At 41.6% G+C, this 21346-nt stretch carries 19 protein-coding genes and 2 pseudogenes; 8 read left to right on the plus strand and 13 right to left on the minus strand.

The genetic code is table 11. The annotated features are described in order from the left end of the window. Positions 1-1015 precede the first annotated feature (1015 nt). Positions 1016-3616, plus strand: coding sequence for a phospholipid carrier-dependent glycosyltransferase (locus tag ACYRY3_RS09705; protein WP_460201473.1), 2601 nt, complete (start codon positions 1016-1018; stop codon positions 3614-3616). A gap of 331 nt (positions 3617-3947) precedes the next feature. Here ACYRY3_RS09705 and ACYRY3_RS09710 read toward each other — a convergent pair whose 3' ends face one another. After that, positions 3948-4082 carry a hypothetical protein gene (locus ACYRY3_RS09710; RefSeq protein WP_460201474.1) on the minus strand — a complete coding sequence of 45 codons (135 nt, stop codon included), beginning with the start codon at positions 4080-4082 and terminating at the stop codon, positions 3948-3950. A gap of 659 nt (positions 4083-4741) precedes the next feature. Here ACYRY3_RS09710 and ACYRY3_RS09715 point away from each other — a divergent pair. Both ACYRY3_RS09715 and ACYRY3_RS09720 read left to right on the plus strand, forming a co-directional pair. Then, positions 4742-7387: an EAL domain-containing protein gene (locus tag ACYRY3_RS09715; protein WP_460201475.1), complete on the plus strand. Its 2646-nt coding sequence runs from the start codon at positions 4742-4744 to the stop codon at positions 7385-7387. Positions 7388-7500: 113 nt separating this feature from the next. Then, a complete protein-coding gene (locus tag ACYRY3_RS09720; RefSeq protein WP_460201476.1) occupies positions 7501-7752 on the plus strand; it encodes a type II toxin-antitoxin system Phd/YefM family antitoxin in 252 nt (83 codons plus the stop codon). 342 nt (positions 7753-8094) lie between these two features. Here the strand turns inward: ACYRY3_RS09720 and ACYRY3_RS09725 are convergent, their stop codons facing one another. The 5 genes from ACYRY3_RS09725 to ACYRY3_RS09745 form a co-directional block, all read right to left on the minus strand. Beyond that, positions 8095-8436, minus strand: a complete 342-nt coding sequence (locus ACYRY3_RS09725; protein WP_460201477.1) for a hypothetical protein — start codon at positions 8434-8436, stop codon at positions 8095-8097. 50 nt (positions 8437-8486) lie between these two features. Then, complete coding sequence (locus ACYRY3_RS09730) at positions 8487-9236, minus strand: hypothetical protein (RefSeq protein ID WP_460201478.1); 750 nt, start codon at positions 9234-9236, stop codon at positions 8487-8489. 255 nt (positions 9237-9491) lie between these two features. After that, positions 9492-10613 carry a hypothetical protein gene (locus ACYRY3_RS09735; protein WP_460201479.1) on the minus strand — a complete coding sequence of 374 codons (1122 nt, stop codon included), beginning with the start codon at positions 10611-10613 and terminating at the stop codon, positions 9492-9494. 411 nt (positions 10614-11024) lie between these two features. Next, positions 11025-12038 carry a PP2C family protein-serine/threonine phosphatase gene (locus ACYRY3_RS09740; RefSeq protein WP_460201526.1) on the minus strand — a complete coding sequence of 338 codons (1014 nt, stop codon included), beginning with the start codon at positions 12036-12038 and terminating at the stop codon, positions 11025-11027. Positions 12039-12140: 102 nt separating this feature from the next. Then, the gene (locus ACYRY3_RS09745; RefSeq protein ID WP_460201480.1) at positions 12141-12908 is read right to left on the minus strand and encodes a DUF1350 family protein; all 768 of its coding nucleotides are present in this window, start codon (positions 12906-12908) and stop codon (positions 12141-12143) included. 207 nt (positions 12909-13115) lie between these two features. Between ACYRY3_RS09745 and ACYRY3_RS09750 the strand changes: the two genes are divergently transcribed. Continuing rightward, complete coding sequence (locus tag ACYRY3_RS09750) at positions 13116-13310, plus strand: DUF2887 domain-containing protein (RefSeq protein ID WP_460201527.1); 195 nt, start codon at positions 13116-13118, stop codon at positions 13308-13310. A 92-nt stretch (positions 13311-13402) separates the two neighbouring features. Here the strand turns inward: ACYRY3_RS09750 and ACYRY3_RS09755 are convergent, their stop codons facing one another. Beyond that, entirely contained in the window at positions 13403-14305 is a 903-nt protein-coding gene (locus tag ACYRY3_RS09755; protein ID WP_460201481.1) for a hypothetical protein, read from the minus strand. 322 nt (positions 14306-14627) lie between these two features. Between ACYRY3_RS09755 and ACYRY3_RS09760 the strand changes: the two genes are divergently transcribed. After that, positions 14628-14888: a hypothetical protein gene (locus ACYRY3_RS09760; protein WP_460201482.1), complete on the plus strand. Its 261-nt coding sequence runs from the start codon at positions 14628-14630 to the stop codon at positions 14886-14888. Between the two features lie 234 nt (positions 14889-15122). Here the strand turns inward: ACYRY3_RS09760 and ACYRY3_RS09765 are convergent, their stop codons facing one another. The 5 genes and pseudogenes from ACYRY3_RS09765 to ACYRY3_RS09785 form a co-directional block, all read right to left on the minus strand. Next, positions 15123-15506 carry an aspartyl protease gene (locus tag ACYRY3_RS09765; protein ID WP_460201483.1) on the minus strand — a complete coding sequence of 128 codons (384 nt, stop codon included), beginning with the start codon at positions 15504-15506 and terminating at the stop codon, positions 15123-15125. Next, a complete protein-coding gene (locus ACYRY3_RS09770) occupies positions 15497-15820 on the minus strand; it encodes a hypothetical protein (RefSeq protein ID WP_460201484.1) in 324 nt (107 codons plus the stop codon). Before ACYRY3_RS09770 ends, ACYRY3_RS09765 begins: the two co-directional genes overlap by 10 nt. Positions 15821-16013: 193 nt before the next feature. Then, positions 16014-16802 carry an ABC transporter permease gene (locus tag ACYRY3_RS09775; protein ID WP_460201485.1) on the minus strand — a complete coding sequence of 263 codons (789 nt, stop codon included), beginning with the start codon at positions 16800-16802 and terminating at the stop codon, positions 16014-16016. A gap of 74 nt (positions 16803-16876) precedes the next feature. Beyond that, the gene (locus ACYRY3_RS09780; protein ID WP_460201486.1) at positions 16877-17917 is read right to left on the minus strand and encodes an ABC transporter ATP-binding protein; all 1041 of its coding nucleotides are present in this window, start codon (positions 17915-17917) and stop codon (positions 16877-16879) included. A 92-nt stretch (positions 17918-18009) separates the two neighbouring features. After that, positions 18010-18486, minus strand: a pseudogene (locus tag ACYRY3_RS09785) (AarF/ABC1/UbiB kinase family protein); the annotation flags it as partial. Here ACYRY3_RS09785 and ACYRY3_RS09790 point away from each other — a divergent pair. The 3 genes and pseudogenes from ACYRY3_RS09790 to ACYRY3_RS09800 form a co-directional block, all read left to right on the plus strand. Beyond that, positions 18479-18691, plus strand: a pseudogene (locus ACYRY3_RS09790) (cell wall hydrolase); the annotation flags it as partial. The pseudogenes ACYRY3_RS09785 and ACYRY3_RS09790 overlap by 8 nt on opposite strands. A 119-nt stretch (positions 18692-18810) precedes the next feature. Continuing rightward, positions 18811-19173: a hypothetical protein gene (locus ACYRY3_RS09795; RefSeq protein WP_460201487.1), complete on the plus strand. Its 363-nt coding sequence runs from the start codon at positions 18811-18813 to the stop codon at positions 19171-19173. Continuing rightward, positions 19170-19577 carry an HNH endonuclease gene (locus ACYRY3_RS09800; protein WP_460201488.1) on the plus strand — a complete coding sequence of 136 codons (408 nt, stop codon included), beginning with the start codon at positions 19170-19172 and terminating at the stop codon, positions 19575-19577. Before ACYRY3_RS09795 ends, ACYRY3_RS09800 begins: the two co-directional genes overlap by 4 nt. Positions 19578-19615: 38 nt before the next feature. On the opposite strand, the gene ACYRY3_RS09805 is transcribed toward ACYRY3_RS09800, so the two are convergent. Continuing rightward, the gene (locus ACYRY3_RS09805) at positions 19616-21169 is read right to left on the minus strand and encodes an AAA-like domain-containing protein (protein WP_460201489.1); all 1554 of its coding nucleotides are present in this window, start codon (positions 21167-21169) and stop codon (positions 19616-19618) included. Between the last annotated feature and the right edge of the window lie 177 nt (positions 21170-21346).

The following is a 21346-nucleotide window of genomic DNA, read 5'->3' on the forward strand; positions in this document are numbered from 1 at the left end:
TAATTGTTTATATTCTCCATATAATTGCTTTCCCTATGGAAAAGGTAATACTCATTTTTTTACCTAACTTTAGATATAAAATTTCTCTACTTTTTAGCGAATAACCTTAAATGGCAAATGAAAGAAAAAGTGTAAATCCGAGACAAAATAGGAGATCTATCAGCTATTATTGCTGCTTTAATTGCTTACACGTATTAAGATAAAAAACAAAATTCAGCGTTGCTGAATTGGGTAATGAATTATAAGTGTAGTACGTTTTCAATTTCCTGCAAATCCCTGTAGAGACGCGCTGTTTGAAGCGTCTCTACACCAATGGAAATTTTGAAATACATATGTTGATTCAGCAACACCCAAAATTAAATTTAACAACAGAAGCCCCGTTATCAGAAGCAAACCTCTTGCCCAATAAAACTTTTGGGCTAGTTTTTGCCTAAACAGCTGAAGTCTAACTCAATTTTTTATAGCTCCTGCTCCATACTCTGCCTGCTTCTCGCCACCCTGCTCAAGTTCTACAATCTGCCGCCCAGTCTCCCAGCAGGTAGCTGTCATAATTGCATTGACCTCACGAGCAGCAGCACGTCCAGATTATTCAAGGAGTTTGATGAAATCAGTTAAAGTGTTTTCGTACCCATTAATCACAACGTATGCCTCTACTACGCTTTCCGTTTTAAAAAAACTACTTTAGTGTGCCATTTTAGACATATCTACTTTGGTTGAGCATTGTTTTTAGTAATTTTACACACAAATGTATTGCGTATTTTTTAGCTGTAAGGGCGAACGACGGTTTCTGACGTCTTACACCTTCAAGTAGGAAGGGGCGGTGGGCAGTGCCCACCCTACGAAACTTACACCTTCAAGTGGGAAGGGGCGGTGGGCAGTGCCCACCCTACCAACTACCAACTCTATTGCGATGGGATGTGTTTCTTGAGAGGTTTGCCCCTACGGATGTACTTCATTTACCTGAAAAATGCTGTAAATGCGGAGATAACCTGAGTTGAAAGCGATCGGCACTTTTATGTACTATAAAAATCACAACCACAAGGGAAAGAAATTTAACAGCCTACTGATACTCGGCATCATTTGGTTTTTAGGGGCGGTGTGCGATCGCATTTGGTTTACTTTGGATCGCTCGATTCCTGCGTGGGACCAAGCAGATTATTTAACAGGTACATTAAACTATTGGCAAGCGTTACAGAACCCCCAGTGGTGGGACGGTGAATGGTGGCAAAGTTTTTGGTTATTGTCTTCTAAAATACCACCATTAACTTATATACTGACGGCTGTTGTTCAGAATATCTTTGGCAGAGGACCGGATGAAGCAACTCTGGTCATGCTGTTATTTAGTGGAATTTTATTGGTTTCAGTCTATGGCTTGGGCAAAGTGCTGTTTAGCGAGTCTGTCGGTTTATGGGCTGCTACACTGTGCCAAATCTTACCTGCCCTTTATCAGTTGCGTCTGGATTTCCTGCTAGATTATCCCTTAGCAGCAGTTGTGACTCTCAGTTTCTTTTGCTTAACTGTTTGGCGGAGTTTTGGAACCAGCCAGAGAAGTTTAAGCGGGGATTTGCGCCAAACAAAACCTTGGTGGACGCAGAGAAGGAAACTTTTTGAATGGTTGTGGGTTCTAGCCTTTGGTTTATCACTGGGTTTAGCGTTGTTGGTTAAGCAGACGACGTTAATATTTCTGCTCGTACCAATAGTGTGGGTTGGGGTAGGGACGTTACGCCATCGCCGTTGGGAACGGTTTGTGCAACTACTCTGCGGTTTGGGTTTGTCGGTGTTGGTGTTTGGTCCTTGGTATCGTACAAATTGGCTCATCATCCTCACTTCTGGAAAACGAGCAACGGTAGATTCTGCAATTGCTGAAGGTGATGCACCGCTCAATACACTGCAAGCATGGACTTATTACTGGCATCAACTACCCCATCAAGTTTCTCTACCTTTGTTACTGGTGCCCGTGTTTGCTTTGCTATTCTATTGGGGGCGGTTGGGATTTGAAAATAAGGGCAAGGGAGATAAGGGAGAGGCTGGTTTCCTTGAAGCATCTTCACTTAAATGGTTGGCGGTATTTTTAGTGAGTGCATATTTACTATCATCTTTGAATGTTAATAAAGATAATCGCTACGTATTGCCATATTTACCTACGCTATCAGTATTGTTTGCATATGGATTGACACGTTTTTCTAATCTTTGGGGAAAGCGTATTCGATGGGGTACTGTTGGTTTAGCAGTCTTGCTGATGTTGTTTAACTTGGTTCCAGTGGGAGGTGCGATCGCTGGTTTGCTGACACAAGCTTTGAGCCCAAACTCCCAGCATTATCCTTCTATGGTAGAGGAATTGCCCCACAAACAAGTTATTGCGAGTATTTCTCAAACACAACCTTATTTACGTTCTACCTTGGGGGTATTGCCATCGACTGCAGCAATTAACCAGCATAATTTGAATTACTACGGGGCGCTAGAAAACTTTCAAGTGTATGGGCGTCAGGTAGGGACAAGAAAAAAATTTGTACAGAAGGATGTGCGATCGCTTGAATGGTTCCTTTCCAAAACTGGCGAGCAAGGCTCAGTAGGAGAAACCCAAGCTGCTATGGTGCAGGCGGTGGAGCAAAGCGGGAATTTTCAACTGAGCAAATCTTGGAATCTACCCGATAGCAGCGTTCTCAAGCTTTACCATCAAAAAACGCCAACGGTAGAGGTACAACCAATCAATGAGACTAATGTCGCTGGCGATCGTATTTCTCTATCACAAGTCACGGTACCAGAAAAAGCTCCACCAGGAGTTCCAGTACCTGTCACCTACGAATGGTCTGGCTCATGGGAACAATTGCAACATGGATTAGTACTCCTAACATGGCGTCACTCGTCCTTTGTTAGCAGCCAGCAGCAAAAGACACCGGACAAAATGCTATGGATACACGATCGCGCTATAGGAATGGGGGCATTGCATTCCGGTGCAAAAAAACCTGAAGGTAGATTCAGGGTGATTGAACGAGTGGCGATGCTTCCAGATGCCGATATAACACCGGGAGTTTACTCCTTAGAGGCAACTTACTTGAACAGGCGATCGGGCGAAAGCTATGCAATTCAAGTGCCAAAAATTACACTACAAATCGATCCTCAAGCTGCTGCCACAACAGCACCAGAGTTGGATTTAGTCACTCAGTTGAGGAATTTAGGAGCCAATTTGCCCAAGGGAACGGAAGCATTGGGTTCAGTGTTTGATGAAGTTGGGCGTATCAATCAGTACGACCCAATTCAGGATTATTTGGTACAGGCACGGCTAACTTTGGACTATCGGTTGCAGAAAACTGCTTTAAATCGTGATTGGGCGTATGCTTTGGCTTTGGCAAATGTCCTACAACGGCGGGTTGATGGTGCAATTGCAGCTTTTCAACAAGTCACTGAGTTAGACCCGGAAAATCCCTACTCCCATGCCTACTTGGCATTTGTTCAACTTTACGGTTGGCAGCCGACAGCCGCACAAAAATCCCTCGAACCAAGTTTAGCTAAAAACCCAAATTTGCCCGAACTTAAGGTTCTTTCTGGTGCTGCTGCTTTGATGCAAGGAAATTTTATTCGAGCATGGCAGATTTTGAGAGGAATTAAGATTTGATGTTGGGTTTGTGAAACAAATTGAAACCTTAAGTTGGGTTTCGTTCTTCAAACCAACCTACGTTTATCCTTCATCCTTCATACTTTAAATGGGTCATTTGTCCTTTGTCATTGGTCATTTGTCCTTTGTCATTGGTCATTTGTCCTTTGTCCTTTGTCATTGGTCATTTGTCATTGGTCATTTGTCCTTTGTCCTTTGTCATTGGTCATTTGTCATTGGTCATTTGTCATTGGTCATTTGTCCTTTGTCCTTTGTCATTGGTCATTTGTCCTTTGTCATTGGTCATTTGTCCTTTGTCATTGGTCATTTGTCCTTTGTCCTTTGTCATTGGTCATTGGGCATTGAACATGAGTGATTCTCCCTGGTCTCCCTGGTCTCCCTTGTCCCTCAAGTCTTCCTTGTCTCCCTTGCCCCCCTTGTCCCCCAACTCTCCCAAGTCTTCCAAGTCTTCCTTGCCCCTAACCATTAGCAACAACACATAACAAATGACGAGCTTAATTAGCTAACTTTATTTATAGCTAAAGACTTCCAAATAAAAAAATATCCCAAAATTTCTTGTGGTCTCTTGTGGTGCGGGCGTCCTCGCCCGCCACTAATATCGGACGGACTCTGACGCCCAGACCACAATATGGAATAATTTATTTCTTGGAAATCCCCTACCTACTTAATAATAAAAAACTTTTTTAATTTATCCTGAGTATTTCCCGCTAAGAGTGTATTTGTAAATTTACCATCTAGATAGTTTTAGCAGTATGTACGACAACTTTTTTATTCCCTCCCTCCGTAGTTTAAAAGTTCCGCAAATATACAGTGTGATATACCGGATGTTTGATTTTATTCTAAGTATATAAGAGAAAAATAAAGTATAAGACCAAGTAGCCAAAGTACCAACAGCTTGATTCTTTGAATTAAAAGATAGTTGGAACTTGAACCGGAACAAATTGGTATGTCAACTGAGTACTTAATCTCAGAAACGTCAATTTTTGGAAAAACGGTCACGCTACCGCTTTATATGCGTATGATAAAGCTAATTGAGTAGCTTCTTAAGGCAGCTAAAGGTCAAAACTTCTTCAAGAAGTATTCTTCAATCCAAGACCGGAAGACATGGGAATCTAAGGAAGACCAATGCCAAAAAATGAGCGGGAAAAAATACGCCACCTTTTGATTGTCAGCGACCTTCAAGGGCAGCGAACCATCCCCTTAAAGGAGGCGACTTATTCTCTTGGACGGGATTCAAGGAACGCTATTGTCCTTCGTTCTCGGTCAGTTTCAAGACAACACGCCATTTTGTTGCGGGTCACTGTTCCAGACACCGACCAGTGTGGCTTTCGGATTATTGATGGCAGTTTCAAGGGAAAGAGAAGCACAAACGGTCTAATTGTTAATGGGACAAAATGTTTTTCCCATGACCTCCAACACGGTGATGTGATTGAGTTTGGAAGTCATCAAGCTCTAGCTAAATACTATGTCGTGTCCAATCTTTCGGAGGAAGCTTTTTCTGAGTACTGTGAAGTAAAAGATATATCTAGACTCATATCAGAGCCAGCTAATTCCGCTAATCCCTTTGAAACCATCGTTGGTGTGACCAATCCCATTCTTGAAGAAGCTACTGAGGTCGCCTTGGTTCGTTTAGCATCTTTCCCCGAACTTATTCCAAATCCAATTATAGAGACGGATTTGGCAGGAGCGGTCACTTATCTCAATCCATCTGCTGCTACTAAATTTCCCAATCTGAGGGAAGCAGGAAGCCAACACCCCATCATAGCAGGGCTTTCCAGCGTTGTTCAAACTTGGCGGGGAAATTCTTTTGTTCGGGAGGTAGAAGTTGATGGAAAAGTTTTTGAACAATCTATCCACTACCTTCCAGAAAGCGATTTAATTAGAACTTTTGTTGTTAGAGATATTACTGAGCAAAAACAAGCCGAAGCAGAATTACGTCAGCGCGATCGCTTGTTACAAGCAGTTGCGGAAGCCACCAATTATTTGCTAGCGGAATTGAACTACGAAACAGCAATTGACAAAGCCCTGGCTACCCTGGGAGAATCTGCGCGAGTCAATCGCGTTTTTCTTTTTGAGAAGATCCCTCACTCTGTCACTGGGGAAATGGCTTTGAGCTTGCGGTTTGAATGGGCAAACTCTCACTTTGAACCTTCGCGCCGCAACTGGCAAACGCAGCAACTCTATGAAAATGGCACCCTAGAGCGGTGGTGTAAAGCCCTTGCTAGCGGGCAAAGTATTAGCGGGCTCACCCGAGAATTTCCCACCGCCGAACAAGAACTCCTCACCATATGTGACATTCAATCGCTGATTTTAGTACCCCTCCGCCTGGATAATGAGTTTTGGGGTTACCTTGGTTGGGCAGATTGTAACTTAGAACGTCATTGGTCAAGACATGAAGAATCTGCCCTTTTAACGTTGGCAGCTGGCATCAGTGCTGCAAAGCTGCGCCAACAGGTAGAGGAAAAGATTCGATACCAGGCGTTGCACGATCTGCTTACTGGTTTGCCCAATCGCTCGTTATTTAATGAGATACTTTCTAAAACTCTCGCCAATGCAGCTCGAATTGGGGAAAGTTTAGCTGTCATGTTTCTCGATTTAGATCGCTTTAAAACCATTAATGATTCTTTGGGGCATACATTGGGCGATCAACTGTTGAAAAGTGTGGCTCAAAGATTGAAAGAATCCCTAAGGGCAGGGGATACTATTGCTCGTTGGGGAGGAGACGAATTCACTATCCTGCTACCCCGAATTATTCAAATTAATGAGGTAACGCAGGTAGCCAAGAGAATTTTACAAGCCTTTGAGAATCCTTTTGAGTTTGATTCCCACGAACTTTATATCGGTGCCAGTCTTGGTATTGCCCTGTTAAACGAGGATAGCCTTGATGTTGAAAGTCTGATTCAGCATGCGGATGCTGCTTTATACCAAGCTAAGGAATTGGGAAGAAATAACTACCAATTTTACACTGCTTCTTTGGGTGCCAAGACTCCTAATGTTCTAACTTTAGAGAAAAGCTTGCGCCACGCTTTAGACCGAAAAGAATTAATTGTCTATTATCAACCCCGAGTCAATATTATAACGGGGAAAATTACTGGTATGGAGGCTTTGTTACGCTGGCAGCATCCAGAGATGGGATTAGTGGCTCCTAACGTTTTCATTCCCCTAGCTGAGGAAAGCGGATTAATTATACCCATTGGAGAGTGGGTTTTGCGGACAGCTTGCCAGCAAAATAAAATGTGGCAGGAAGCAGGATTGCCTCCTTTGACTATGGCAGTGAATCTTTCTCTCAAACAGTTCCGCCAACCTGAATTGGTGGAAACAGTTGCAATGATTTTAAAGCAAACGGATTTAGAACCGAAGTTTTTAGAGTTAGAGATTACCGAAAGTACTGCTATTGAAGATATCGAATTCACAAGAGGTGTACTGCAAAAGCTAGAAGAAATGGGCGTTCATCTCTCCATTGATGACTTTGGTACGGGTCACTCTTCTCTCTCTCGCTTGCAACTCTTGCCACTTCACAATCTCAAAATTGACGGGTCTTTTATTAAAAACTTAACGACGAATGCTAAAGTTGCTCATATTGTCAAAGCGATCGTCACTTTGGGACGCAGTTTGGGGTTAAGACTCACCGCTGAAGGCGTGGAGAAGGAAGAGGAACTTGAGTTTTTGAAATCTGTCAATTGCGAGGATGTCCAGGGCTTTTTGTTCTACCGTCCCCTTTCTGCTCAAAAAGTTACGGAAATTCTTCAAAAAGGAAATATATTGCATTAGACCTGATGAATGAAGTCATGGTATTGTCAAGTGTAAAGATAACTGGACTGTTACTTTCAAACAGAAAATCGACTAGAATTAATACACATAAAAAGTTTGGTAGGTGAATAGTTATGCTTGAGCAGTACTCAATCGAAGAAATTCCTGTCAATTTGAACAAAATTCTTCAAGAAGTTGAACAAGGTAAACAAATCGAAATTAGCCAGCAAGGTCAACAAATTGCTGTCATTATTTCCAATCATCCCCACAGGGTAGTTTTGCATTACCATTTTTACAGCCAGTGCTCGTTTCAGTTCTCTAGGATCTGGATTGGCCTGAATGAATTCCATCAACTCTTCCATAAATACCACCATGCACCCTATTAGCACTATTTACATTACAATTCTATCTATCTATATATGTAATTTTTTACAAATGATTTAGGATTGCTATATAACCGACAAGAAAGTGATAGAGAAAGTGTTGAACGGTTACTAAAAATAAATTAATTACACCTACTAATAAATTATAAGTTTACAATTAGCTTACCTTTCTCTCACTTTTTTCAACGAGAATTTAGAAGCCTCTATTAAGGAATTGAACTTAATAACAGCCATCAAATCACCACTTTTGTAGTATAGTTTGACAGTCATACCTGAAGTAACAACTTCTAGACTTTTTTTATCAGCTACTACAATAGTATCTTGGTCAGACTTATAGTTGCTGATTTACACATAATCACCGTCTCCGTACAAGCCAAAGAAGGTTCTACTAAAGTTAGGTAAAACAAAAGTGTTTTTACCATACTTAGAACCTATCAGCTCATCAACTTGTCTACCTTTACCAGTAGCAAAAGAGCAAATACAAGCCTCTTGAGCGTTACTCATATCAACTGTGTCGTATCCTGTAGTAGCCACAGGATACCTGTCGTCAGTATCACGCTGGCAGTTGGTTTGTTTTCCAGTACCTCCAATAATATTAAGAGGTAATCCTATCAAAGTACTATCAGTATAAAAGCGATTGTAATTGATTTTACTAGCAATCTCAGGACTATTATTTACTCCAATCATATTTAGTTTTCCACCTTGTTTATAAGCTAGAAAGTCGATTGAAGGAACTTTTATAAGTTTACTGCTCTTTGCTGAGTTGTTAATTCGTGTGGTAGCTCAAAGCCAGTCTTAACCTTGGAAGGGAAAGGCACAAAAGAGACGTTATCTCTAATTACAAAGTATTCAATTTTTGGGCTTTCTCCTTGTCTAAGTGCTAAATTAGGATGTTTTTTTCTAACTGCATCCTCATAGGTATCTACAAACTTTTGATAGCTACCTGAAAGCTTAAGAACCTGACGATCAACTTCTGCACTAGAGAGTCCTCCCTTAGCAAAGATGCCTGCAACAGTTTGATTATTACTAGCTTTTACTACTCTTATAGCTAACGGTGAGTTGCAATTTATTTGTGCGGCTATTCTGCCGATAATTTGTACGCAGTAATATTTACGGCTACGCTCGTTTAAGAACTGTAACTTATCATCGGCGTTAATTCTTGCCTGACTGCCATGAGCAATAAAGCTTACATTATCGTAATCGCTGGCGTTCAATGTGCCACCTAAGAGAAAAATAGCTTCTAGATTTAAGGTTGGATGCTTTAATCTCCCATTTTCAAATCTAAATTGACCTTTTTTAGGGTTGGATGAGTTACCAGCGTTTATTTCAGGTAAATCCTCAGAACTGTCTATTTTCAGCCTTACTTCCAGTTTTTGCTCGCCTGAATATAATTGCACTACTTCAGCTTTTGCCTTAGGAGCACCTACTCCTAAAAAGACCATAGTTAAAACAAATAACCCAGAACGAGAAAGAAGTCTTTTTATCATCTCTAAACTCCTCTGTGTTTCAGTTATACTAGCTTTTGCTTAATTGAAAGCAAATATTGTAACTATTAAGTAAAAGTCGATAATTATCAAATAGATGTTAATAGTTTTTAATTTGTTTTGAGTTTACAAAAGTAAAATCTTAAGTTAGCTTTGGAAATATATGCAATTAAATCAATTTTTAGCTCACGCCACTGGTCTTTTTAGCGTGACGCTGACATCCTCATTTTCTCTTAATAACAACAAGACGATAAGAAACTACCACTCTTGAGAAGCTCTCCCTAATTTAGCAAGATTTATCCCAGAACCACGATTAGGACGCAGAATAATTCGAGTAGGTGTTGAGCTTAGATTTTGGTAGGTGTTTTGATAGACTGACCCATTAAATTTGTGCAGTTTCCAATTCAATTTTCTGTACTGAGAGTCATATACCAAAGTTGCTATATTAAGCCAGCCCTTGTTTTGGCTTTTAAGTACAGCTATTTGTGCCTCGTTAGAAGCTGCCCCAGTTTCTCCTACCAAACGGTAGCCATTACCACTTCTTTTAAAAATGTAGACTGAACATTCCCAAGCTCCACATTGAGGACCAGCAGTGTAGACAATGACTTCCTTGTTTTTATCGTTATTAAGGTCTACTTCCACATAAAAATACTCAATACTGTCAAAGAAATCACTTAAGTCGTTACCTACAGCATTCCTGATTGCTGTTACTAAACTTGAAGAAGATGCAGCACTTGTTGTGGAGCTACTACCAGTCTTAATACTATCTGCTAGAACTTCCACTTTTTTACCACTTTCATTTACCACTCTTAATGGCAGCGATTCAAGACGTTCGCGGCGTGGAAATTGAATAAACTGAGTACCTTGCCCCGTAGGCTTAACTAGCATAACGTAGCGATTACCAACCCATTTGATGTTTACTACTTTGTGATGTAAAACCCAAACTCCCGCTATTTTTCCAGAATTGAGTTCATTGACGTAATTATCACATTTTGAAGGATATGTAGCATTTTGCACCTTCCAAAGTCCAGATAGATTTGCAATATCATAGTTACCACTGTCACCTGGAAATCTTGTAAATGAAAAAATATTCTTCTTCCAATAATCTCCCCCTAGTTGCTCAATATCCTCAGAAGAATACCTGCCTGAGCTTTGGAGGCGTTTTCTTTGTTCTGCTGCCGTAGGACGCGTCCAAGTTGTAGATTCACTGCAAATCTTAAACTTTATTTCAGTCGTACTGCTGCCATTAGCACCCTGTGAAACTTTTGAATTAGCTAAGCCTTGAGTCAATGCTTGACTTTCAGAAAAAGCCGCAGCAACAGGTTGGCTGAAAGCAAGCAAGGCTAATAACCAAGTAAATGATTGTGCTTTATAGAACATGATTTAAGTAAATCTGACCAGTATAGGCGATGATAGGTATACAAATATGGCTGGTCAATGACACCCTAATATCAGTGCAAAAATGCAGATTGCTACTTTGCCATAGCACCAAAATTAAGTATAAATCATCACTATGATATTTTGTCAGTCTTACACAAAATTTTTAGATTTTTTATACAAGGCGAGACTATGCCGAAAAAGAATTTTCACACTCAATTAAAACCCTTGCTAGGAAAGAGTTCCAGGAGTGAAGGTTTTCACGATTCGTACAAAGATTGTTTTGGTACAGTTCCGCCTTGCTTGCAGTTTAAGAAAATGTACTAGATCTGGTTCTTTCGTATATATCGTGCTAAATTGTTAATTTCACTTGATAAATTTGCTTTAATATCAAGGCTTACAGGCGCTTTTAGTCTAAATTTTCAGCCATCCGACCGTTTTGCACTCAATCATGACTGTTATGCTTTCGTAAGCACCATCACTGAAAATATACAGGCAACTAGATTCCTCAACATGGCAGATTCCATCAACATATTTTACCTGAGGAAACATACCAACTGGCATACCAGGAGTTCTCAATCTTTTGACTGCATGAGTTTTTGAAGATTCCTTGGATATGAGAATAGCAGGTGGATGACCGGCACTAGCATAGGTTAACTGACGCTTAGTGCGGTTATAAACTCCATACCAAATGGTAAAATACTTGTCATTTTGATAATTCATTTGGAAGGTGTCATTTAAAGCCCTTAAGACGTCGCTTGGTTGATAATAATTTAACCCTTTGAGGGCATACGATCGCAGTAAATTAAGTACGGAAATTGAGGGAAGAGTAGCCCTCAATCCATGTCCGGCGGTATCTAATAAATAAATTGCTAAGTAATCAGGGTCAAGCCAATAGTAATCCAGACAATCACCGCCAAGCTGACGCGAGGGAATGAATCGGAAGTTGATGCTTAAGGGGTGCGTCATCGGTGGGGGTAGAAGAGATTTTACATATTCTGCCGCCTCTGACAATTCTGCTTCTAGAATTTGCTTTTGAATTTGCAAATCTCGGCTGACTTGATGCAAGCGCAATCCCGCCCTAACTCGCGCTTGCAATTCATTTTGTTCAATGGGTTTGGTAATAAAGTCATCAGCACCAGCATCCAAACCCTTAACACGGTCAGCTACCGAATCTAAAGATGTTAATAAGATAAAAAAGGTCGTGGATAACTTGGGGTTTGCCTTAACAAGTTGGCAAACTTCTATTCCATTTAAACCGGGCATTATCCAATCACAAATAATGAGGGCTGGAGAATAAGAAACTGCTTTTGCAATTCCCTCCTCTCCATTGTTGGCTACAACTACTTTGTAACCCTGTCTTTCTAACATCCTTTTCAGGAGTATCTGTACGGCAGGGTCATCATCAACTACTAGGATTTGAAACACATTACTCATTGGTCAAGGGGTCAAGAGGTCATTGGTCAAGAGGTCATTGGTCATTAGTCATTAACCCGTAGTAAAAATTTTTGACTTTTGACTTTTGATGAATTACGGTGGTGAGAGGGGATTGAGCCACAACAGGACAGTACGCTGCAACTGATTCAGGTCACGGTAGACTTCTTGCTTGAACCACTGTCCCAGAGCGTCAAAAGGCGAGAACGTTTCACCCGTCTGCCATTTAATATCTTGCCCTAAAGGTGTGGTGTGAGTTCCGTTTAGTGTTTGTACTGTCACCATTTCCGGGAAGCGTTTTTTCAACAGCTCGGTTAATGCTGCTGATTGGTCAAGGTTGTCGTTGCTAAATTTTATCAGTAGGTTGCGGCGGATATTATAGCGCTCTTGTACGAGTTTATTTGTTTCTAAAGGCGAAGGAGTAAACTCGATAGCAGTAGCTAGGTTGAACTGTTCGACTAAGGGAATGGCATCTTTTGCAGCATAGTTGTTGTAGGATATTAAGATGTTACCAGCACGTTCTACGGGAAAGAGGCTACCAATCAGCAGGTGGAGTTTGCATCCCATGCTGTGTCCGAGCCCATAAATGGGAAGGTAACGCTTGCGGATAGCTGACGAATCGTGTAGACGTTCTAGGGCGCGTTCAAAGTTGAGCAGTACAGACTTTGCGATCGCAGTATGATCCAAAGTGTTGATGAACGGTGTGGCTATAACAGCATAGCCTTTACTTGCCAGTTGTTCTAGCAACCAGCGATAGGTAACTTGGGGTGCAGTTGCCACAAAAGCACCTCCGAGAAAGTGAATGATACCAATAGGATTTCGCGGGATGAGAACCCAGTTACCAGATATTTCTTGCCAGTCCATGTACGGAAGATGAGAAGTAGAGGTTTCTTTTTTAATACTTCTTCATGGTACGACTTGTTTACTCTGGTTGTGGTTGTGGGATGATTTGAAGTTTGCCGTCTCTATAAAGAGCAACCCTTCGCAATCAACTTGCTGCCTATCTATGAGATGAATTGGGTAATTCTGAAGAGCAACCCTTCGCAATCAGCTTGCTGTAACTGACTGTGTATCTATTTAGATGAATTGGGTAATCCCGAAGAGCAATCAGTCGCAATCAGTTTGCTGCCACTGACCATAGCCTCAGAAGCACAAATGGTAACACAAGCAAAACAGTTAATTGAACGGGTACGAGCACAAGAGCCAAGCCCCCTACCGAAGGATGACATAATAGACGTAATTACAACCATCGCCGTTGACAATTAGCTTTTGGTTAGCATAGATGAAATACGAAGATAAGCGGGTTTGTTCAAAAAACCCGCTTTAGTGCATTTGAAGTTAATTGACGTTAACTTAACTTATTGAGAAAACCTAGCTAACAGTTCCTCACGAGATAATTCGATACAAAGACGAGTATATTCCTCTAGAGGTAACTGTAGCATGGGTTCAACTATGGCAGAGAGTTCTTCATCCAAAGAACCAAAACGGACTTTGAGCAAATTTTCCACAACTTGGCGTTGTCCCTGTTGTAGTCCCTGTTGTAGTCCTTGTTGTAAGATGTTAGTCCTTTCGCGCTCGTAAACCTCTTTAAAGTTCATAATTATCTCCTCATCTTCTTCACTCATGTCTTCTGGATTTGTGACTATAGCGATTCGCCAGCTAAAAAGCAGTTCTATCAGGTTTTGACGTAACGGATTGTCCGGTGAAAGTGCAGCCACCTCCTTGGCTGCATTCTGCTGAACTGTTCCCCTCCCTAACACTCTACACATGAGCGTTTCATTCGTGACTGGCAACTCGTTAATTGCTAGTATGGCAGTGCGGAAAGACTCAGGGAAAAAATACACTCCTTGGGACCATTTTTGTAGCTCTAGTTTAGCGCCAAAACTCTCTAACAAGGTATCGGAAGCCGAAGTCGCTAAAATCCACAAACGCGGTAAATTATCCTCTGGCAAAGAAGTTTTCTCTCGCTTTGCTTTCCGTTGCAATTCCCCAAAGTAAGCAAGTAGCTTGAGTAGGCAATTACGCACCTCTGTTCTACTAGGTTGGTTGCGAAAAGGTTCTAACAAACAAGTACTTGCTGTCATTTTCCCCAGCAGTCCTAGAGATTCCAGATTCGCCTGTGGTGAGGATATGGGGGAAAACAAAATATCCACCTGACGAACCTCATCAGTGATTTCTCGGCTTACTTCCACCTTACCGAAAGGTGACAGTAACTCTTCTAAATATTGTTTGGCAAATTGGTCGTGGGGCTGTCGAGTCATTGTTGTTTGCGATCGCCTCTAGCATTGAAGCAAAATTTTCAACAGTTTTTATATTAATTGATGAACATCAACAATTTTTTTGTAAAAAGGTTTCATTTGTGACTTTTTTTATCTTGTCGTTTTTCTAGGAATTGATTTAAAATAATCAATTGCCTTGCCAAGAGGTTCCATTTGTGACTTTTTTTAGCTCAAAGCAGAATTCTGTAGGTTGGGCTAATTGTGGAGAAACCTAATATTTATCGGCATTTGTTGGTAGAGTGACTCAGCCAACCCTACTTTCTTTCTCAAGTTCCTCTAATTGTAATTGACAGAAGATAATTGTATGTCCACAAAACAAATTTCTGCACATTACCATTGTCATTGTGAGTTTATTAATCTGAGTCGTGTTGAGGTGGAAGCCATGTTGGGAATTGATTTAGATCAAACCAGAGTTTATCAAGAAGCGAAAGCTGAAGGTCGAGAAGCGCTGAAATTGGAACTGGTGCCGCGACTGTTAGCGCGTGGCATGACACAACAAGAGGTTGCAGAAATCCTTGGTTTAACCCTTGAACAAGTCAGAGAAATTGCCCAGGAAGAATCTTAAGCAACACGGCAGTGAAAAGCGCCCTTTTGCTACAACATCATTTGATGAAATAAAGATATAGAAGAATTGATACTTAACAAGCTTTATTCACCACAACATCATTTGATGAACTAAAAATAACGAATGATTGATAGTATGACAATTTATTGAACCGCAGAGTACACGGAAAAGAGCGTCATTACATACCTCGATCCACTTAGAGAGAAGACTATCGAGTGGAAGTGTAGAAATGGATTAATTGCTGTCCGTCATCTCCAATGTCAATAATCCTTTTGATTTATTCACCACAAGCTGCATAATATCTAGCCATAACGCTCCCATCAAGGTATCTGGAACATCGTCCCCAACATGAACGGGAATAACGACCTCTATACCATCAATGATGATTTTGCCTTCATAAAGAGCGAACTGTGCCAACCCTCTTGCTATCCTCATTTCGACTTGAGAAGTCATCAATCTCCACCCTAAAGCTTCTAGGTCTTGGGAATTGATAGCTAACCACCCATCAGTAAACACTGTATCAAATAAAGCTTCAACAGAAAATTCTTCTCCATTGATAGCAACAAGCTGAATTTCAAAGAATAACTCACCGTTATCGCCAAATGAACCTACAGCCATATTCTGCCGCAGGTTCCTGTATCGTTTAATCGAAAGATAGTCAGTTTTACCTCGTCAGTATAACCGTAAGTATCGCGAATTTTTTGTGTTATTCCTTTTAAGGTTGGGTCAATGAGATACTGTTCTGTATCGGGATCGATCGCAATATGCCAGTTGTAATGCGTTTCTATAAGCTGTGGGCGCAATCGCTCGAAAATAGAACGACACCGTGTAGCAAGAGCATCACGTTTTTCTTGGCGGCGACTTTTTTCTTCCGGTGCTATGGGAGATGGGGGTAAGATACGAGTGCGTCGTGGGTGAGACAGCTGTGTCATATCAAAAAAATAAATGCTATGTAGTTTTATTATGCCCGAGCAAATCCCAAATCTCACATATGCCCCTAGCACTCCTTGTTCCTTCTGCTTTTCATGCGGTTTACTGTTAGATTGGTATATTATTTTTTACAGAGTTTTGGATGATGGCGTTGAAATTCTCCGAGTGATTAATGCTCGCTAAGAAAAACCAACCCTAAGCCCCCATACCGGAGTAACGCTTCAATCCCCGCCGCCAAAGCATGCGGTTTAAGCCCAAAAACAGCAAAATCCAACCTATCATTAACCAAAATCCCCTACCTACGTCTGTTGGTAGACCTATCAAAAGACTTGTTGGGAAATCAATCATATAGGGAAATGGAGTACAGAGAACTACCGCCCGAACAGGTTCGGGAAAAACCTCTAAAGGTGCAATCATTCCAGACAAAAACAAGTAAAACAAAAACCACAAATTCTCTATAGCGGTAGCTCGTTCTGTCCAAAAAGCGAACATTGCAAAGGTGTATTGGGTAATAAAGCGCAAAGCAAAAGCTAGTGTGACTGACAGCAAAAAGAGCAAAAAGTTGGTGAAACTTGGTATCCAAAAAGCTTGGGGATACAAGATAAAAAATAATACCAATAGCAACGCAGTAAAAGGTAACCGAGCGAATCTTTCAGAAACATGAGAAGCAATATGGTGCCATACGGGGTCGATTGGTTGGAGCAATCGAGGTGAAAGTTTGCCTTCTACTATCTCCCTTTCAAACTCCCAAATAACCCATACAACCGTGATTTGTCTTACTAAGAAAACTGTAATAAAGTAACGAGCAAAATCCACAGGTCTTAGACTAAATTGACCTCCTTGCGCTGCTTGTATCCAAACTCCCATAAGAATGATTGGTAGAGAATTTGCCAGTACCCATAACAGGAGTTCTGACCGATACTCAACCATATAGGCGTATTGTACAGAGAGAAATATTAGAGCTTTTCTCAGAATTTGCTTCATGATAAATGAGTTAGTGGTTGGTGGTTAGTTGTTGTTTGTTAGTTGTTAGTGGTTGGCGACCTACTTACTAACTCCTAACTACTAACTACTCCCGCTTGGAAAACTCGACCAATCACTTCTTCGACTGGGGGTTCTGTCACTGTTAAGTCAACAACATCTAAATCAGCTAAGATGCGGGAAACTGTGCGAGTTAGTGACTCTTGACGCACCATAAAACACACAGACCGTCCCTCTATGTGTCGCACATCTCCATAAGTCATGAGTTTTTCTTTCGACAGAGGATTCATTAACTCTAGATGAATTTCTTTATAAGGAGCAAACCGTTCTAGCAGCCCATCTAAGCTACCGTCGTACATCAACGTTCCTTGATGAATCAGCAGTACTCGCTGACACAAGGCTGTGATATCAGCCATATAATGACTTGTTAACAGTACGGTTGCCTGGTAGCGCTGATTGTATTCCCGTAAGAAATCACGTACTCCTACTTGAGCATTCACATCTAGCCCTAGGGTCGGTTCATCTAGAAACAGTACCTGGGGGCGATGCAAAAGTGCTGCCAACAGTTCTGCTTTCATCCGTTCACCTAAAGAGAGTTTCCGTACTGGCTGGTTAAGTTTGCCTTGTAGCGAAAGCATTTCGGTTAATTCCCCGACTCGGTGTCGGAACTCTCTATCTGGAATATTGTAGACAGCAGCGTTAATTTTCAAAGAATCAAGGGCTGGTAAATCCCATATCAACTGTTGTTTTTGCCCCATTACCAAAGTAATTTTCTGCAAAAATGATTCATGACGGCTAAATGGAATATACCCGGCGACTTTAACTTCACCGCGAGAGGGATGAATTAACCCCGTGAGCATTTTTAGTGTCGTGGTTTTACCAGCACCATTGGGTCCCAAAAACCCGACCACTTCACCAGGTGCAATTTCAAAGGAAACATCTTGAACTGCTTTGATTTGGCGATAAGTACGGCGGAAAAAGTGGGTAATTGTTCCTAAAATACCTGGTTCTTTGACAGCAACAGGGTAAACTTTACTCAGGTTTTGAACGGATATTATACTGCGATCGCCAGTGCTAGATGGACGAAAAGCATCAGAGACAAGTGGTTCTGGGGACATATGGGTAACAATAAATTCAACTTAGCGGCAAACTTTACTCATATAGTTCACGATTGTATTGTTTTTGTCATTGCACAACAACATACCTGAGATTAACGCAAACGCCCGGAGCGCAAAATACTGATAATCAACCACAGCCCCAACAAACTAGCAAAAGCAAATAATACATTGCTCAAAAATGATAGTTGTGATGTGCGTGCGTTACTAGAAATAATTGCTGCCCCCATAATGAGGGAACCAACCAAGATACTGAAAGAAAGACGATTGGCAGCATCGTCCGTCGTGCGGCGCAATCCATCTAATCCCCGCACTGATATATTCCACTGTAAAGTTTCCGAGGTGATTCGGTCTAGCAACAACTCTATCTGACGGGGAGACTGTAAAGAGAGGCTTTTGAGATCCAATGCTGTTCTCAGAAGCGATCGCACCGGGCTATCTCCAATGAGTTGCCGGCGGAACAAATCTGTCAGCAAGGGCTGGATTTCATCAATAAAATTCAGTTCTGGGTTGAATCCCCGTGCTACCCCTTCTAAGTTAGCCAAAGTTTTAGCATATAAACCCATATTTGTGCGAGCGCATATTCAACATTTGAAAGCTTACGCGAGTTTGGAACCCTTAGTGCAAGAAGTTGTAGATCCGCGATTTCGGTTTGTGGCAAGGGGTATTGCGACTTTTATCGACCAGCTATCAGGACGTTGGTCAGCAGATTTGGAGTACGGGAATAAGATTATGGCTATGCTCAAGCGGCTTTATGAGTCAGCAGGGTTACTCTGAGGTTGATGGGCGGGAGCACTAAATTTCCAATCGAAATGTCAAGTTTCCCTTTCCCTAAATGCTTTATTTGTAGCTAGACTTAAGCTATATAGAAGACATTGAAGAAGCCATAAGACTAGATGATGCAAATTACTGTTGAGGTATCTGAGGAGCTAGGGCGACAATTACAGCAGTTCCAAGACCGCTTGCCAGAGGTAGTAGAGCGCGGTCTTCAAGAGTTGCTAAGCGAACAGTTGTCTGGCAATTTTGTTGATGAGAAGGAGATCGTCGCGTTGTTGGCAAGTCAACCTACTCCAGAGCAAGTTTTGGCGATTCGACCCTCACCAGAATTTCAAACTCGTGTCAGCGATTTGCTAGCACAAAGTAAAGCAGGAAACTTGAGCGCGAAAGGTGAAGCCGAGTTAGAACGTTATCTAACTATAGAACACCTTGTTCGTCTGGCAAAAGCCCATGCATTCGCGCAATTACGTCAAAATCCATGACTTATGTGCCAGCCCACTTACGGCAACTTGTAATTGAACGAGCCAAGAGAAGGTGTGAATATTGCTTGTTTCCTCAGAGTGCTGCACTACTTACCTTTGAGATGGAACATATAATTGCCGAAAAACATCGTGGAAAGACTGAGGCAGAAAATTTAGCTCTCGCTTGCCCGTATTGCAATCGTGCAAAGGGTAGTGATTTGGCATCTATCGATCCTGATACAGGGACACTAACACCCTTTTTTAATCCAAGAACTCAAAAATGGAGCGAGCACTTTCAACTTGAGGGAGCAACGATCGTACCATTGACAGCAGAAGGAAGAGTTACTGTTGAAATTTTACAACTGAATGAATTAGAGCGGTTACAAGAGCGGGAAAGGCTGATTTCAGCAGGTCAGTACTCTTAAAATTATTATGACTTTAAGTACATCTCCTGCCTACCTTACTACGCACGTATGACGGTGACGGAACGTTTGCCTTTTGTAGTTGTCATTTGTGTTGATAGGCGTTCTTCAATGGGTAGCGCTTTTGAACGGCGGTCAAAAATAAACAACCAGCCTGAATCTAATCCCAATCGTGCTAAATAAGAGTCCAATTGTTCAAGACCCTCAGATTGTGGGTCTCCCTTTTTATCCCGCCAAACTTTTAATTCGATTCCCAATGTAACATTGCCATATTTTAAACATAAGTCCATGCGATCGCTTCCAATAGCATATTCGCGTTCTAAAGTTCCACCACCATTAACGACGCGATGTAAGAATGCCATGAGTACTAGATGGGGTGCAATTTCATGGTATACAGTGCTACCTAATAACGGTTCGCCATGCTGACACCAAAATCTCAAAAATGCCTGTAATAAAGCATCAGTATTTAACTCACCTTCTGGAGTTAACCAAGTAGGCGCGATTTTAGGCAACGAAGCCATTGGTGTAACCGTCAATACTCTAGGTAAGACTTCGCGGTAAATGGGATTGGCAATTGTTAACCCACCTTGCGGGTCCATTTTACATAAACCCAAATCGATAACAAACTGAATGTCATCGTTAGGCACATCCCCTAGTTCCAAACCTGCTAGCATTGGTTCGATAATTACTTTGATTCTTGGTTCTCGAAGTCTTTCAGCAAGGGAATCAAGATGAGTATCTTGACGTGCAATAAGTATTTCTTTGGCTTTTAAAAGATGTTCGCGTGTAATTGCTACAGTTGTATCTGTTACCATCTGTTCTACAACTTCTTTGGCTAGCGCATTGACTAACCAAGGCTGTCCCTGAGTCAATTCAAACGCCGTTGCGATCGCTTCTTCTGTAAAAACTTGTCCCGTATCATCGGTGTGTTGCTGGTATAGTTCTCGAACCTCAAGTGCATTAAAATCTCGCAACGTTAAAGAACGCACTTTGATATTAAAAGGACTCGCCGTATTTAAGCGATCTCTACCACCAGAAGCAACTTTATAATCACGCACGTCTCGTAAGCCAATCAACCCTACAGACCACGGAAAATTTTTAGGACGCCCGCGATAGCCATCTCGTAACTGGCGCAGAAGTGAAATTAATGCTTCATCCTGTAAAGAGTCAACTTCATCGATAAACAACACCAATGGTCTCTTCGTTGCTTGCGCCCAAGCCTGTAAAGCTGCTTGAATTCTGCGTCCTGGCTGTCCTTCATTCCATTTCTTAGGGGGATGTAGATCGGAGGGTAAATCAAACCGAGCACTCGTCCACCAACTATCTATAATAGGTAACTCTGCTGCACTTGGGTCGTGACTGTAGGGCGCTCCCACCTCTACGGATACCATAACTGCCGTGTAGCGCCCACTAGTTGTTAGTTCCGCCGCTAACGCCAGCATTGCAGTAGTTTTGCCTGTTTGACGAGGCGCATGAATGACAAAATAGCTACGTTGTTCAATCAACTGCTTTAAGTCTGGCAATCGGCTGGTTGGCGACACCATGTAGTGAATGTCAGCTTGACAAGGACCTGCAGTATTGAACCAACGAGTCATGGATGATAAATATTTGCTGGGCTGCGCGAGTTTGATGCTAGTGTAACTTATTTGTGAATCACATAACTAAGAAGACATCGGGTGATGCAAGGTCATTGCTATAATATGATTCCAACAAGTGCGATTGCTCGACTTCAGGACATTTTTTCTTTACTTACCCTCGCATAATGAATTGTA

It is taken from the genome of Scytonema sp. NUACC21 (genome assembly GCF_054684315.1).